Annotated in this window: 9 protein-coding genes; 8 read left to right on the forward strand and 1 reads right to left on the reverse strand. The window is 60.7% G+C overall.

Annotated elements, in window-relative coordinates; genetic code table 11:
* Nucleotides 1-27: 27 nt before the first annotated feature.
* From IEX75_RS13350 to IEX75_RS13370, 5 genes are all read left to right on the forward strand, one after another.
* The gene (locus IEX75_RS13350) at nt 28-660 is read left to right on the forward strand and encodes a Vgb family protein (RefSeq protein ID WP_188794788.1); all 633 of its coding nucleotides are present in this window, start codon (nt 28-30) and stop codon (nt 658-660) included.
* Between the two features lie 336 nt (nt 661-996).
* Complete coding sequence (locus IEX75_RS13355; protein WP_188794789.1) at nt 997-7,077, forward strand: alpha-2-macroglobulin family protein; 6,081 nt, start codon at nt 997-999, stop codon at nt 7,075-7,077.
* A gap of 201 nt (nt 7,078-7,278) precedes the next feature.
* The gene (pbpC, locus tag IEX75_RS13360; protein WP_188794790.1) at nt 7,279-9,660 is read left to right on the forward strand and encodes a penicillin-binding protein 1C; all 2,382 of its coding nucleotides are present in this window, start codon (nt 7,279-7,281) and stop codon (nt 9,658-9,660) included.
* Nucleotides 9,661-9,794: 134 nt separating this feature from the next.
* Nucleotides 9,795-11,084 carry an NAD(P)/FAD-dependent oxidoreductase gene (locus tag IEX75_RS13365; RefSeq protein WP_188794791.1) on the forward strand — a complete coding sequence of 430 codons (1,290 nt, stop codon included), beginning with the start codon at nt 9,795-9,797 and terminating at the stop codon, nt 11,082-11,084.
* Nucleotides 11,081-11,434, forward strand: coding sequence for a tRNA-binding protein (locus tag IEX75_RS13370; protein ID WP_188794792.1), 354 nt, complete (start codon nt 11,081-11,083; stop codon nt 11,432-11,434). Before IEX75_RS13365 ends, IEX75_RS13370 begins: the two co-directional genes overlap by 4 nt.
* Before the next feature lie 307 nt (nt 11,435-11,741).
* On the opposite strand, the gene IEX75_RS13375 is transcribed toward IEX75_RS13370, so the two are convergent.
* Nucleotides 11,742-12,665 carry an MBL fold metallo-hydrolase gene (locus IEX75_RS13375; protein ID WP_188794793.1) on the reverse strand — a complete coding sequence of 308 codons (924 nt, stop codon included), beginning with the start codon at nt 12,663-12,665 and terminating at the stop codon, nt 11,742-11,744.
* Nucleotides 12,666-12,817: 152 nt separating this feature from the next.
* Between IEX75_RS13375 and IEX75_RS13380 the strand changes: the two genes are divergently transcribed.
* The 3 genes from IEX75_RS13380 to IEX75_RS13390 all read left to right on the forward strand — a co-directional run bounded on the left by IEX75_RS13380 (nt 12,818) and on the right by IEX75_RS13390 (nt 15,498).
* Complete coding sequence (locus tag IEX75_RS13380) at nt 12,818-13,174, forward strand: hypothetical protein (RefSeq protein ID WP_188794794.1); 357 nt, start codon at nt 12,818-12,820, stop codon at nt 13,172-13,174.
* Nucleotides 13,175-13,283: 109 nt separating this feature from the next.
* A complete protein-coding gene (locus IEX75_RS13385; RefSeq protein ID WP_188794795.1) occupies nt 13,284-13,679 on the forward strand; it encodes a hypothetical protein in 396 nt (131 codons plus the stop codon).
* Between the two features lie 79 nt (nt 13,680-13,758).
* Entirely contained in the window at nt 13,759-15,498 is a 1,740-nt protein-coding gene (locus IEX75_RS13390) for a copper resistance system multicopper oxidase (protein ID WP_188794796.1), read from the forward strand.
* Nucleotide 15,499: the final 1 nt, after the last annotated feature.

A 15,499-nucleotide genomic window follows, 5' to 3' on the forward strand; every position in this document is an offset into this window, starting at 1 on the left:
CTGTCACCGATTGATTAGGACGAAAACATGAAACGATCCACAGCCCAAGTCATCAGAGAGTACGGACCTTTCCCTGGGATCGATCGGGTGGCTGGCGTCACGTACGACGGTGAACACCTCTGGTTTGCCTCCGGCGACAAGCTCAACGCGCTCGATCCGGACAGCGGAAAGCTCGTGCGATCCTTGGATATAGCAGCACACGCAGGTACGGCTTTCGACGGCCAACACCTGTTTCAGATCGCCGAGGACCGCATCCAGAAAATCGATGCCAAGAGCGGCAAGGTGCTCGCGACCATCCCGGCACCCGGTGGCGGTGGCGACTCCGGCCTCGCCTGGGCCGAAGGTTCGCTGTGGGTCGGAGAGTATCGGGAACGGAAGATCCATCGCATTGATCCCGACACCGGGGCCATTCTCAACACCATCCAGTTCAACCGCTTCGTCACCGGGGTCACCTGGAGCGATGGCGAGCTGTGGCACGCCACCTGGGAGGGGGATGAGAGCGAGGTACGCCGCGTCGATCCGGAAACCGGCGAAGTGCTGGAACAGCTCGACATGCCGCCGGGTATGGGCGTGTCGGGGCTTGAATCCGATGGGGGCGACCGGTTTTTCTGCGGTGGCGGAAATAGTGGGAAGGTAAGGGTCATCTCGCGACCCAAATGATCCTTTCCATGTTTGTAGGTTGGGTTAGCGCAGCGTAACCCGACAATGCCGCCTCGAATGCGTTGGGTTACGCTGCGCTAACCCAACCTACGATTGGCGTCCCAGACCAACGGTTGCTTCGAGTCAGGATCACGTCCGCGCCTTGCCCCTGCCACGCCCGCACCGGATCGTGCCAGAATCCTGACCGCAAGCTGCCATCTCGATACGGCAGCCTATGCATGGGGAATCCTCTTCTCACCAGCTTTATGCCTGCGGCATAAGGCATCCCCGCGGATTGAAGAACGCCCGGCAGGCATACCGCCGGGTTGCCTAACGGATTGAACATGGGATGGCATTATGGATTTGCTGCGGTTTCTGCTTTTGCTTCCGGTGCGACTGCTGCGCGGTATCTTGACCGCGCTGGGTTGGCTGCTCAGTCCATTGGTGGGTCAAGTGAGCTGGTCTGCACCCGGCTGGATGCAAGCGGTGCGGCGGCGTCCGCTGCATTCGCTGGGCATCGCTGCCGCCGTTGCGCTGATCGCAGGCAGTGGATGGTTCGGCTGGCATTGGTACAAGCATCGGCCGCGTCCGCCCGAGCCGGTACGTATTACCTGGAAGGTCGATGCGCCGGACATCACCGACTACACCAAGCAACCGATAACTCTCCATCCGCTGGAGATTGAATTTTCCGCCTCTGCTGCGCCTATCGAGCTGGTCGGCAAGCAAGTCACCACCGGCATCACCATGCAGCCGCAGGCGAATGGCCAGTGGACCTGGGTCGACGACAAGACGCTGCGCTTCACGCCCGCCACCGACTGGCCGGTGGGGCAGCATTACAAGGTTCGCTTCGATATCCCCAAGGCTTTCGCCCATCACGTGCTGATGGCTGACGACCATTTCGAGTTCGACACCAAGCCGTTCAAGGCCGAGTTGGGCAAAGGCGAGTTCTACCAGGATCCACAAGATCCCACCGCCAAGAAAACCATCATCCAGGTGGATTTCAATTACCCGGTCAATCCGGCGCAGTTTGAAAAGCGCATCGCGCTGAGCCTGGCAGGGCGAGGCGATACCTCTTCGACACCACTGAAATTCAGTGTCACCTACGATCCTTACAAACTGCACGCGTGGATTCACTCGCAGCCGCTCGCCTTGCCGCGTGATGATGGCGCCGTCTCGCTCACGCTTGATAGCGACGTACGCAGTTCGCGCGGCGGCAACAGCACCGATACGCCGCTGAAAACCAGCGTGCGCGTGCCGGGCCTGTATAGCCTCACGGTGAACGAGGTCAGTCCCACCCTGGTCGACAACGACAAATACGAACCCGAACAGGTGATGGTGATCAACCTGAGCGGCGCCGTGCGCGACAGTGATCTTGCCTCGCTGGTGCACGCCTGGGTGTTGCCGGCACGCAAGCCGCAGGCCGCCAAGCAGGACACGGACGAAGACAACACCGGCAGCGACGACAACCAGAACGATCAAGAACAAGGCAACTATCCCTGGAGTGCCAGCGAGGTCGGTGAAGACACCCTGCGCAGTGCCAAGCCGTTGCCGCTCGAAGTGGTGCCCACGGAAAACGACTATCAAGAGCTGCAAAGCTTCAAGTTCCACGCCGACCCTGGCCAGCGTATTTACGTGCGCGTGGACAAAGGCATCAAATCCTTTGGCGGCTACGTGCTGGGCAAGCCGGCGACCGTCGTGGTCACCGTGCCGGATTACCCGAAGCTATTGCGCTTCATGGCCGATGGTTCGCTGTTGTCCCTAAGCGGCAGCAAGCGCGTTTCCGTGGTATCGCGCAACATGGCAGGCATGCACCTGGTCATCGGTCGCGTGCTGCCGGATCAATTGCAGCACCTGGTCAGCCTCAACCAGGGTGACTACAAGCATCCGCAGCTACCCTATGACTTCGGCGAAGAACACATCGTCGATCGCTACGAGATCAAGCGTGCATTCACCACCAGCGATCCCGCACACGCCCACTACGAAGGCGTCGACCTCGGCCAGTATCTGCAATCCGGCAAGCGCGGCGTGTTCCTGCTGCATCTGTATGACTTCGATCCGGTCCAAGCCAAGAAGCAGGCCGATGAGGCTGCCAAAGCGAAGGCGCTGGCAAAGCAAGGCATCGCACCGCCGCCGCCCGGTGCTAAGGCGGATGACGATGCCGACACCACGTCATCCAGCGATGATGCGAACAATCCCACCGAGAATGAAGATCCATCCAATGCGCAAGACAGCCGCCTGATCGTCGTCACCGATCTGGGCATGCTGGTGAAGCGCGCGCTCGACGGCAGCCAGGACGTATTCGTGCAATCGATCCGCACCGGCCAGCCGGTGGCGGGTGCCACCGTGTCCGTGCTGGCCGTCAATGGCCAGACGCTGTTTACGCAGGACACCGGTGTCGACGGCGACGTGCATTTCCCGACTTTCAAGGGACTGGACCGCGACAAACGCCCTGCGATGTACGTGGTAAAGAAGGCCGATGATCTGTCGTTCCTGCCGATCGGTGGCAGCGACCGGCAACTGGATTACTCGCGCTTTGACATTGGCGGTGACGCCAGTTCGGTTAATCCCGGCACGCTTTCCGCCTATCTGTTCTCCGAGCGCGGCATTTATCGCCCGGGCGACGACATCCATATCGGCTTGATCGTCCGGGCGGCAAGTTGGCTACGCCATGTCGCCGGCATTCCACTGCAAGCCGAAGTGGTTGACCCACGCGGCATCACGGTAAAACAACTGCCGTTGACGATGGACGATTCCGGCTTCGGCGAACTCACCTATACGACGGCGGAAACCGCACCCACCGGCACGTGGACGGTGAACCTGTACATCGTGCGTGATGGCAAAGCCGACACGCAGATCGGCAACACCACCGTGCAGGTGAAGGAATTCCAGCCCGACCGTATGAAGGTCTCGGCCAAGCTGTCCAGCCAGGTTGCCGAGGGCTGGGTAAAGCCGGATGGCCTCAAGGGCTTGGTCGATGCGCAGAACCTGTTCGGTACGCCGGCAGCGAATCGCCGCGTGGAAGCCTCGCTGACGCTGCGCCCGGCCTGGCCATCGTTCCACAGCTGGCCCGATTACCACTTCTACGACGTTCGCCGCGCCAAGGATGGTTACGAGGAAAACCTGCAGGACGGCAAGACCGACGACAAAGGCCATGCCGAATTCGACCTGGATCTTAAGAAGTATGCCGATGCCACGTATCAGCTGTACTTCCTGGTCAAGGCGCACGAACCCGAAGGCGGCCGCAGCGTGGCGGCTGCCACGCAATCGCTGGTATCGAGCAACGACTGGCTGATCGGCTATCGCAGCGATGATGATCTGGATTACGTCAGCCGCAATGCCGTGCGCAAAGTGCACTTGGTCGCGATTGATCCGCAAGCCAAATCGATCAAGCTCGATGGCCTCAAAGCGCAATGGATCGAACGGCGCTATGTGTCCGTGCTGACCAAGCAGGACTCGGGCGTCTACAAATACGAATCCAAGCTCAAGGAAATCCCGATCAACGAGCAGCCGCTGAGCATCCCTGCCGGTGGCCTGGATATCACGTTGGCTACCGACAAGCCGGGCAACTACGCACTGGTGATCTTGCGCGGCAGCGATCGCGTGGAAGTGAATCGCGTGAGCTATTCCGTCGCGGGCGATGCCAACCTGTCACGCTCGCTCGATCGCAACGCGGAACTGCAACTCACGCTGGAAAAAGCCGATTACAACCCCGGCGACACCGTCAACATTTCCATCCATGCGCCTTACGTCGGCAGCGGCCTGATCACCATCGAGCGCGACAAGGTCTATGCGCATGCGTGGTTCCACGCCGATACCACCAGCTCGGTGCAGCAGATCACCATTCCGAAAGATTTCGAAGGCAACGGCTACATCAACGTGCAGTTCATCCGCGATCCGTCGTCGGATGAAATCTTCATGAGTCCGCTGAGCTATGGCGTGGTGCCGTTCTCGGTCAACCTGGATGGGCGCCGCGATACGATAAAGGTCGACTCGCCAGACGTGGTGAAACCCGGCGACACCGTCACCTTCCACCTGCACGCAGAGCATCCGGCCAAGGCCGTGGTGTTTGCCGTGGACGAAGGCATTCTGCAGGTGGCGCGCTACAAGCTGGGCGATCCGCTGAAGTTCTTCTTCCGCAAGAAGATGCTGGAAGTACAGACCTCGCAAATCCTCGACCTCATCCTGCCGGATTTCGAAAAGCTCATGGCCTTGGCTGCGGCACCGGGCGGCGATGCGGATGCGGCAATTGGCCGCCAGCTCAATCCGTTCAAGCGCAAGCGCGACAAACCGGTCGTGTACTGGTCGGGCATCGTCGATGTCGACGGCGATAAGGATTTCACCTACAACGTGCCCGACTACTTCAATGGCAAGCTGCGTGTGATGGCGGTGGCTGTATCGCCGGATCGCATCGGCACGTATGAAGGCGCAACCACCGTGCGCGGCGATTTCGTGCTCTCGCCCAACGTGCCGACCACGTTGGCGCCGGGCGATGAAGTGGAAGTGAGCGTGGGTGTTGCCAACAACCTCACCGGCCTGGGCGGCAAGCAAGTGCCGGTGGCCGTGAGTCTGCAAACAGGCCCGCAACTACAGGTTGTCGGCGCAGCGACGCAGAACGTCAACCTGGCGGAAATGCACGAAGGCGTGGTGAAGTTCCGCGTCAAGGCTACTGACAAGCTCGGCTCCGGCCATCTTGCTTTCACCGCTGGTTATGCCGGCAAATCCGCGCACCAAGCCGTGGATGTGTCGGTGCGGCCGGCATCGGCTTATCGCACCCAGGTCGACGTCGGTCAGGTATTCACGCGCAGTCAGGCGGAAGTGTCGCCCCTGCGACAGATGTTCGATGCCTATGCGGCGCGTGACGCGGCGATCTCGCCGCTGCCGATCGTGCTTGCGCAAGGCATCACCAGCTATCTGGTCAACTACCAGCACTACTGCAGCGAGCAGGTGGTGAGCATGGCCATGCCGCGCCTTATCGTGAGCAAGTGGCCGCAGGTGCCGGTGTTCGCACATGCATTACAGCCGGCCTTCGGCGGTGAGGAGGCGAAGAAGATCAGCAACCAGGACGCACTCGGCAAATGGCTGGACGTGCTGCACTCACGCCAGAACAGCGAAGGCGGCTTCGGCCTGTGGACAGCCACGCCGGATTCGGAACCTTTCATTTCCGATTACGCGATGAACTTCCTGCTCGAAGCGCGTGACCGCGGCACCGCCGTGCCGCAGGACATGCTCGACGCCGGCAACAAGTACCTGCAGCAGCTGGCCGCCAATGACGGCATGGATTCGCTCGACAAGCTGCGCCAGCGCGCCTACGCGGCGTACCTGCTGACGCGCCAGGGCAACGTCACCACCAATGCCCTCGCCGCGATCCAGAAGCGCCTGCAGGAGGCTTATCCGAAGGAATGGAAGAACGACCTGGCCGCGGCGTGGCTGGCCGCTTCGTACAAGCTGCTCAAGCAGGATGACGAAGCCAATCGACTGATGGCCGGCCCGGAGCAGGTGCTGACCCGCTCGAAGCCCGACGAAACCTTCGCCTACAGCTACTACTACGATCCGCTGGTGCGTGATGCGAGCGTGCTGTACCTGCTGGCCAAGCATTTCCCCGAACGCGCCAAGGCCTTGCCGGCACGCGTGTTCGAGAACATCGCCTGGCCATTGGCGCACGACGACTACAACACGCTCTCTTCCTCGATGACGATCCTGGCGCTGGATAGCTATGCCGGCCAAACCGGCGGCGAGCTGGACAAACTAGGTATCCAGGAAGTGCATGCAGATGGCAGCATCAAAGCCATCTCCAGCATCCAGGGCAATCTGTTGCAGGCAGGCAGCTGGGATGCTGCCGCTACCAAGCTGCGCTTCGTGAACCAGAGCGATCTGCCGGCATGGCGCGTCGCCAGCCAGAGCGGCTACGACCGCGTGCAGCCGGACAAGGCGATCGCCAATGGTCTGGAAATCGTGCGTGAGTACACCGATACGCAGGGCAAGCCGCTCGACACGGTGAACCTCGGCGAAGAAATCGACGTGCACGTGAAGATCCGCGCCACCGGCAACGATGCCGTCGGTGACGTCGCCATCGTGGATCTGCTGCCGGGTGGCTTCGAGCCGGTGATCGAACCGCCGCCGCCCGTGGATGCAGCACAGAGCAGCGATAATTCCGGCGACAGCAACCAGGACAGCAATACCAGCGCACCGCCGGCATGGCGTTCGCCGATCGGTTTGTCGCAATCGACCTGGCAGCCGGAATACGCGGATATTCGTGAGGATCGCGTGGTGATCTACGGTGAAGCCACACCGGACGTGCGCGAGTTTGTGTACCGCATCCGCGCGACCAATGCGGGTAGCTTCGTGGTGCCCCCGGCGTATGCCGAGTCGATGTATGAGCGCACCTTGCAGGCCCGCTCGGTGGGCGGGACGTCGTTGAAGGTGGTGGAGAAGCCTTGACGGCGCAAATCACACGGCTCCCTCTCCCCTTCTGGGAGAGAGGGCTGGGATGAGGGGTGAATCTCGCCTCATATCCCTTCCAGCGCGGACTTGTAGGTTGGGTTAGCGCAGCGTAACCCAACAATGATGCCGCCTCGTCTGAATACGTTGGGTTACGCTGCGCTAACCCAACCTACGCATAGGCAAGTGTTGGCGTAACCCATGAAATTCCTGCACATCGTTGGCCGCTGGATAGTGCGCAGGCAGAACTGGCTCGTCGCCGCAGCACTCCTGGTGGCCGTGCTGGCCGGCTGCCGGTTATGGCCACACCCGCCATTGCGCAGTTGGCTCCCTTCCTCCACCGCCGTCTACGACAGCAAGGGACAGCTGCTGCGCCTCACGCTTGCCAGCGACCAGCAATACCGCCTGTGGGTACCGTTGAAAGACATTTCACCGCAACTGGTCGATGGCGTACTGCTGCACGAGGATCGCTGGTACGCATGGCATCCCGGCTTCAATCCGTATGGGCTGTTGCGCGGCGCCTGGATCACCTACGTGCGGCATGGCTCGCCACAGGGCGGTTCGACCGTCACGATGCAATTAGCGCGCCTGTTGTGGAAACTCAACACGCGCGCACCACTAGGAAAGCTGATTCAGATCGCGCGGGCGGTGCAACTGGAATTGTTCTACTCCAAGCACGACATCCTCGAGGCGTATCTCAACGTCTCACCCTATGGCGCCAACGTGCAGGGTGTCGCCACGGCCAGCCTGGTGTATTTCGGCAAACCCGCCAACCAGCTCACCTTGCCGGAAGCCTTGACGCTGGCGGTGATTCCACAAAATCCCTCGCAACGCTTGCTAAGTGGGGAGAGGGCGAACAACACACTGATCAGCAGCGGCCTGGCTGATGCGCGCAATCGTCTGTATCAGGCATGGCTGCCCAAACACCCGCAAGATGCTGGACTGAAACCCCTGTTCGCATTACCACTGGCACTTCGTTCGCGCAGCCGCTTGCCGTTTGAAGCACCGCATGCCGTCGATCAAATCCTGGCCGCGCAACAGCTGAATGACAACGCGCGCAGTGCCATAGTGACCACCACGCTCGATCTCGATCTGCAGCACATCGTGGAACGCCAGATTGCTCTATACGTGCAGCGCAAGGCATCCAGCGGCATCACCAACGCTGCGGCGATCCTGGTGGATACCCGCGACATGGGCATCAAGGCGATGGTGGGTTCAGCCGACTATCGCAATGCTGCCATCCAAGGACAGGTCAACGGCACGTTGGCGAAACGCTCGCCAGGCTCCACGCTGAAACCTTTCATCTATGCGTTGGGTTTCGATCAGGGCGTACTGCACCCACAAACCGTGCTGCGTGATGTACCGACCTCATTTGGCCCCTATACACCGGAAAACTTCGACGGCAATTTCCTTGGCCCGATCACCGCTACCCAGGCACTGATCCGCAGCCGCAACATTCCTGCCGTGTGGATAGCCTCGCAACTGCACGAACCCACGCTCTACGATTTTCTGCAGCAGGCCGGCGTCAGCCGTATGGCCAGCGAGCAGCATTACGGCTTGTCGCTGGTGCTTGGCGGCGGCGAAGTAAGCATGCAAGAACTGGCCGGGCTTTACGCCATGCTTGCCAACCGTGGTGTGCTGAGTCCACTACGCCTGCGCGCCGATGATCCACAACCGGAAGGCACGCGCTTGCTGAGCGACGAAGCCAGCTACATGGTGATGGATATCCTGCGGCAAAACCCGCGCCCGGACGACGTTATCGGCATGCAGGGATTGCGTACGCCCGTGTACTGGAAAACCGGTACGTCGTGGGCGTTTCGCGATGCCTGGACAGCAGGCAGCTTCGGGCCTTACGTGCTGGTGATATGGGTTGGCAATTTCGACGGCAGCGGCAATCCGGCCTTCGTAGGTGTTGAAGCGGCAGCACCATTGTTCTTCCAGGTTGTCGATGCGCTACGTGCCGAACACGTGCCGCTGAACGAACCGATCCGCGCCATGCCGGCCAACCTCAAGCGCGTGCAGATCTGCCTGGCTAGCGGCAACCTGCCGACTGAATGGTGTCCACAACTGGGCACCACCTGGTTTATCCCCGGCAAATCACCGATTCGCGTCGACACCATCTATCGCCCGGTCGTGATGGACGATGCGACCGGCAAACCGGCCTGTCCGCCTTTCGACGGCAAGCGCACGCATGTGGAGGTCTATGAATTCTGGCCCTCCGATCTGCAGCGCGTGTTCGAGCAGGCCGGCATGCCGCGCAGGCGCCCGCCGGTAAATCCGGAATGCAACGGCAGCGAGCGAGTGAGCGGCTTGCCGCCCAGCATCACATCTCCGTTGCGCAGCAGCACCTATACCCTGCGTCTGAAACAGCTTGCCGAGGAACGTATTCCCTTCACCGCGACCAACGATGCAGATGTACGGAATTTGTACTGGTTCGTCGATGATGCCTACGTCGGCCGCAGCGCTCCTGGCGGCGAACCGCTGTATTGGCAGCCACACGGGGCAGGGCGTTATACCGTCCGCGTGGTGGACGATCATGGGCAGGCCGATCAGCGCATTCTGGATGTGACGCTGGTGGAATAAGCGGATGGCCGAATGACACCTGCGTAGGCTGGGGCGCAAAACCCCAGCATGGCCATGCATGCGCGCATGACGACGGTGGGGTTTGCGCCCCAACCTACGCTATCCTCGGCACCTTAACCGCCCGGTTTACACCTATGAAGCAACCTCCGGTGCCGTCCTATTACCGCGCCACGGCCACGCCGTACGAGCCTCATGCACCACTGCAGGTGCGAGAGGAAATGCGTGTGGCGATTATCGGTGGCGGGTTTGCTGGGCTGAATACTGCACTTGGGCTTGCCGAGCGTGGCGTGCGCGATGTGGTCGTGCTGGAGCGTGAGCAAGTCGGCTTTGGTGCGTCGGGCCGCAACGGCGGTTTCGTATTCGGCGGCTATTCGCTAGGCGAAGAAGCGCTGCACCGGCAACTGGGCGCGGAACGCGCAAAGGGCATCTTCGATCTCACCACGGCAGCGGTGCAGCGCATACGCGAGCGCGTCACGCGTTACGCCATTCCTTGTGACATGGTCGACCAGGGCGTGATCTGGGCCAATTGGTTTCGCGATCCGAACGTGCTGCGCAAGCGACAGCGTTTGCTGGCCGAACACTACCGTGTGCATTGGGATTGGCTGCCGCAGGAAGAGCTACGCGAGGTGGTGCGCAGCGAGCGCTATTACGACGGGCTTTACGAACGCAATGCCTTGCACTTGCATCCGTTGAACTACGCGATCGGACTCGCGGCTGCGGCAATACAGCAAGGCGTGCGCATTTACGAAAACAGCGACGTCTGGCGTCTCCGCCGCGAACGCAATCACTGGTTGATCAGTACGCCGCAAGGCGAATTGCAGGCTGAGCACGTTGTGCTTGCCTGCGGCGGCTATCTCGCCGGTTTGCGCCGGCAAATCGATCGCGCCATATTGCCGATCGCCACCTATGTCATGGTGACGGAACCATTGGGTGACCGGCTGGACGAATGCCTGCGGACGCGCGCTGCCGTCTACGACACCCGTTTTGCATTCGACTATTACCGTCCGCTGCAAGACACGCGATTGCTGTGGGGCGGCAGAATTTCGATCCGCAACCGTTCCGCTGCCGCCGTGCAACGCGTGCTTACGCGCGATTTGCTACGTGTCTTTCCTGCATTGAAAGGCCTACGCATCGATTACGCCTGGTCTGGTTTGATGAGCTACGCGCGCCACCAGATGCCACAGATCGGCACTGACGGCGCGGGGCTTTGGTGGGCACAGGCGTTTGGTGGCCACGGTCTGGCGCCCACTTGCGCGGCCGGTGAATTGCTGGCTGCGGCGGTCGCGGAGGGTAGCGAAGACTGGAAGCAGTTTGCTGATTACGGGCTTGCGCATACCTACAAACCCTTGGGATTGCTCGCGGCGCAAACCAGCTATTGGTGGCAGGAATTCAACGATTGGTTCAAGACGAGTCTGGAAGGATGAACGTACAAACGGTGTCAGCGGAAGAAATCAGCTGGGCGGATTTCGAGAAGGTCCTGATCGTGGCAGGTACGATCACGCGCGTGGAAGCCTTTCCCGAAGCACGCAAACCGGCCTGGAAAGTGTGGGCGGATTTCGGTCCTTACGGTGAGCGCAAAACCAGTGCGCAAATCGCTGCGTTGTATACGCCGGAAACGCTGGTTGGCCGGCAAATCGTCGGCGTGATCAATTTCCCCGAAAAACAGATCGGGCCGTTCCGCTCGCAGTTCTTGCTCACCGGTTTTCCTACCGAGCAGGGCGTTGTAATCACCAGCATCGAGCGACCGGTGCCGAATGGCACGCGGCTCGCCTGAAACGTAGGCTGGGGTGCAAACCCCAGCATGGCCATGTATGTGCGCATGACGACGTTGGGGTTTGCACCCTGATATATCCCCACGGTTTTCGAGGTGTTCAAGGATGGGCTTTTTTGCGGCCAATACTTAGCATTTTTACCTCGGCGTCATTCCGGCGAAGGCCGGAATCCATGCTTCGCATTCACCATGGATTCCGGCCTTCGCCGGAATGACGCCGAGGTAATTTAATAGGTATTGACTAGCTTGCTGATTTTGTTCAGATCATCAAGCAGAAAACGTGGGGATAGCTCAGGGTTTACACCCCAACCTACCCACGATCCAGCCATACGCCAAGCCCCTGTGCATTGAGCTCGATATCCGTCCCCAACCCATGCACCAGCGCCTCGCGATCACCATGCCAGCCATGTTCGGCCGTACGCGCTGCATAAAGCTGAGTCAGCTCGTGCACCAGTCGCGCGTGTCGATCGGTTGAATCCTTGGCGTTGAGGGCAACGGCAACCATCGCATCGATCATGTCATGCAGTTTGCCGGCCAACCGTTCAACGTGCTCGACACGGCCGAAGTGGGTGAGATACATCGCATCGGGCTTGAGCGCCAGGAGACGGTTGATCGAGGCATGCAAGGCTTCTGGATCGAATTGCACGGGTGTGGTGGTCGGCAAGATGAAGGGGCCTTGCCGAGTATCGAATTCGCGATAGGAGAGGCCGAACGTGTCGCCGGTAAAGCACACATTGGCCTGTTCGTCGTAAATGGCCATGTGATGTTTGGCGTGCCCAGGCGTATCCAGGCAACGCAGCAGGCGGCCACGCAAATCCACCACATGGCCGTCCGGAGCTTCCACGATACGCTCCGCCGGCACCGGACGAAGCCGACCGTAGGCCTGCTCCATCACTTCTTCGCCATAGACGGCCAAGGCGCCGGCCCACAATTGCGATGGATCAGCCATGTGCCGGGTGCCGCGTGGATGTACCGCCAGCCTGGCGTTGGGTAGCCGCGCCATCAGCTCGCCCGCGCCGCCCGCGTGATCGAGGTGCACGTGGGTAAGGATGAGCCAGTCCACCTTCGACGCATCAAGGCCGACATCCGCAAGCGCACCCAGCAGGCGCGATACGGAATGATTGGTACCGCAGTCGATAAAAGCGCCATGTCCGTTGTGAACCAGCAAATAGGCCGCGTCGAACTGTGGCCGCACGAAACCGGTATCGATCGTATGAATGCCGTGAGAAGTCATGGGAAGCATCGAAAGAGTTGAAGGGTTAACTATACGGTGCCTGAGCCCAGAACACCGGCCGATGTCTTCCCCGAAACCTGATTTTCAGTTTGTCTGAACGTCGCGGCCCGGATAATGGCGGGGCCACGTCGTCATCATGAGGAGAATGCATTATGCGTGCGAGTTCGATCAGGTTTTCAGGTTGCTTGCTGGGCATACTGCTGCTGGCAGGCATGGTCACCGCCACAGCGCAGGATCAGCCGCCGCCCGGTTCGATGCCCAGCCAAGGGCAGGATGCTGGCGTAAGCATGACGCACACCACCAAGACGAACGATATGGTCAACATGCATGGCATGCACAACATGCCGGCGACGGTAACGCATGCGGATCCCAAGACCGGCATCGTGGATGTCATGACGGAAGGCATGGCGCTTCGCGTGCACTTTCCACCGGCGTCGATGGTGAATCTGAAGGTCGGCGACAAGATTGGGCTATACATGGGGTATAGCCAGGCGAACGTAGTGAAGTGAGGCTGCGCTGTAGCTCCCTCCTCCTTCCGGAGGGGGAGTGCTGCTCTATACAAACCCGGACCTACTCCAGAGTTGCAGTCACAGACGCGCCGACCCTAAGCTCGCATACATGACTTCGCTGTTTTCCCTGCGCCGCTTCGCCACCTCACGCCTTTTGCGCGTGACGGCCTTGCTCGCATGGTTGCTGATGGCGATATCTCTGCCAGCGGTTTCTACGCATGCCATGCATGGCGAAAGCCACAGCGCCGCGGGCATGGCTTCGATGATGATGGACCATGCCACGCATGCCGACGCCATGCCGGCAAATGGCGATCACACCAGTCACTGCTGTGGTGGTTCGACACATCCGTCTTGCCATTGCGAGACCATGTGCAGCACGGTGATGCTTCCGTCGGTACCGGCGTTGTACGGGCCAGTGCGGCTGGCCGCCACTCACCTATCGATGCCCAGCCTCGATACGCCCACGCCCAACCTCATTCCTCCCTTGCGACCACCCGCGGTCTGATGGCGCTGACTTAATCGCTTGGCAGCACGCAGTTTGAGCGTGATCGCCAGGTTGTCTCGCTTCGCATCGGAGTTATCACATGAATAGGTATGACCCGCCGCCAGCGGTCGACGTGGCGCGGCGGCGATTTGTCCAGGGCCTCGCTCTGGGCGGCGCCGCAACGACGCTGGGTTTGCTGCGGCCGGCACGCGCAGCCGCGACCGGCCCCGCGATGCTCACGGGCACGGACTTCGCCTTGAACGTGGGCCAGATGCCGGTAAATATCACTGGCACGCCCAGTGTTGCCACCACCGTCAACGGCACCCTGCCAGGGCCGATTCTGCGCTGGAAAGAAGGCAGCCAAATTCGCCTGCACGTCACCAACCGGCTGCGCGTGCCAACGTCCATCCACTGGCACGGCATCATTCTTCCGTTCGACATGGATGGCGTGCCGGGCATCAGTTTCGACGGCATCGCTCCGGGCGAAACCTTCGTCTATCAGTTCAACGTGCGGCAGTCCGGCACGTATTGGTATCACGCGCATTCGGGCTATCAGGAGCAGACGGGATTGCTCGGTGCGCTGATCATCGATCCGGCAGGCAGCGAACGTTTCACGGCCGATCGCGACCATGTCGTCGTGCTCAACGATTGGAGCGATGACGACCCTGCCAGCATCTATGCGCGCCTGAAGAAAAACAGCGGCTACTACAACACCGCCCAGCCGACTGTGGCCGATTTGATTCGCGACGCACAACACATGGGTCTGCGCGAAGCCTTCGCCAAGCGCCGCATGTGGAACATGATGCGGATGAATCCTTCCGACCTGAGCGACGTCACCGCCTACACCTACACCTTCCTGATGAATGGCCAGACACCCGCCGGCAACTGGACGGGCTTGTTCCGCCCCGGCGAAAAAGTACGGCTGCGCATCATCAACGGCTCGGGCATGACCCTCTTCGACGTACGCATTCCCGGCCTGAAAATGACCGTGGTCAGCGCCGATGGACAAGATGTGGAACCGGTACCGGTGGATGAATTCCGCATCGCTCCGGCCGAAACCTACGACGTGATCGTCGAGCCGCAGGAAGACCGCGCGTACACCTTGTTCGCGCAAACCATCGACCGCAGCGGCTATGCGCGCGGCACGCTGGCGCCGCACCCCGGTATGGAAGCGGAGGTGCCGGCGATGGATCCACGCGTATGGCTAAGCATGCAGGACATGATGGGCGACATGTCGTCGCACGATGGCCACGAGCACGGCAACATGCAGGGTATGGATCATATGCAAGGCATGCAGGACATGCCCGGCATGGCGATGGACGATCATCCCCCGGCCAAGCTGAAAACCGGCCCAGGCGTGGACATGCGCGTGCCGACACCGCGCACGAACCTGGACGATCCCGGTGTCGGCTTGCGCGATAACGGCCGGCGTGTGCTGACTTATGCCGACCTGCATACGATTGGTGGCCCGATCGACAAGCGCGAGCCGGAACGCGACATCACGCTGCGTTTGACCGGCAACATGGAACGCTACACGTGGTCGTTCGACGGCGTGAAATTCTCGGATGCCAAACCAGTTCGGTTCCATCACGGCGAGCGTCTGCGCATCGTGCTGGTCAACGACACCATGATGCACCACCCGATCCATCTGCACGGCATGTGGAGCGAGGTGGAAAACGCCGACGGCGATTTCCAGGTGCGCAAGCACACGGTCACCGTGCAACCTGCGCAGCAGATCAGTTACGCCGTCACGGCCGACAATCCCGGGCGCTGGGCCTACCACTGCCACATGTTGTTCCATATGGAAGCGGGCATGTTCCGCGAGGTGGCGGTGGCATGAG

The sequence above is a fragment of the Dyella nitratireducens genome, from assembly GCF_014642835.1.
Classification (GTDB): Bacteria; Pseudomonadota; Gammaproteobacteria; order Xanthomonadales; family Rhodanobacteraceae; genus Dyella_B; species Dyella_B nitratireducens.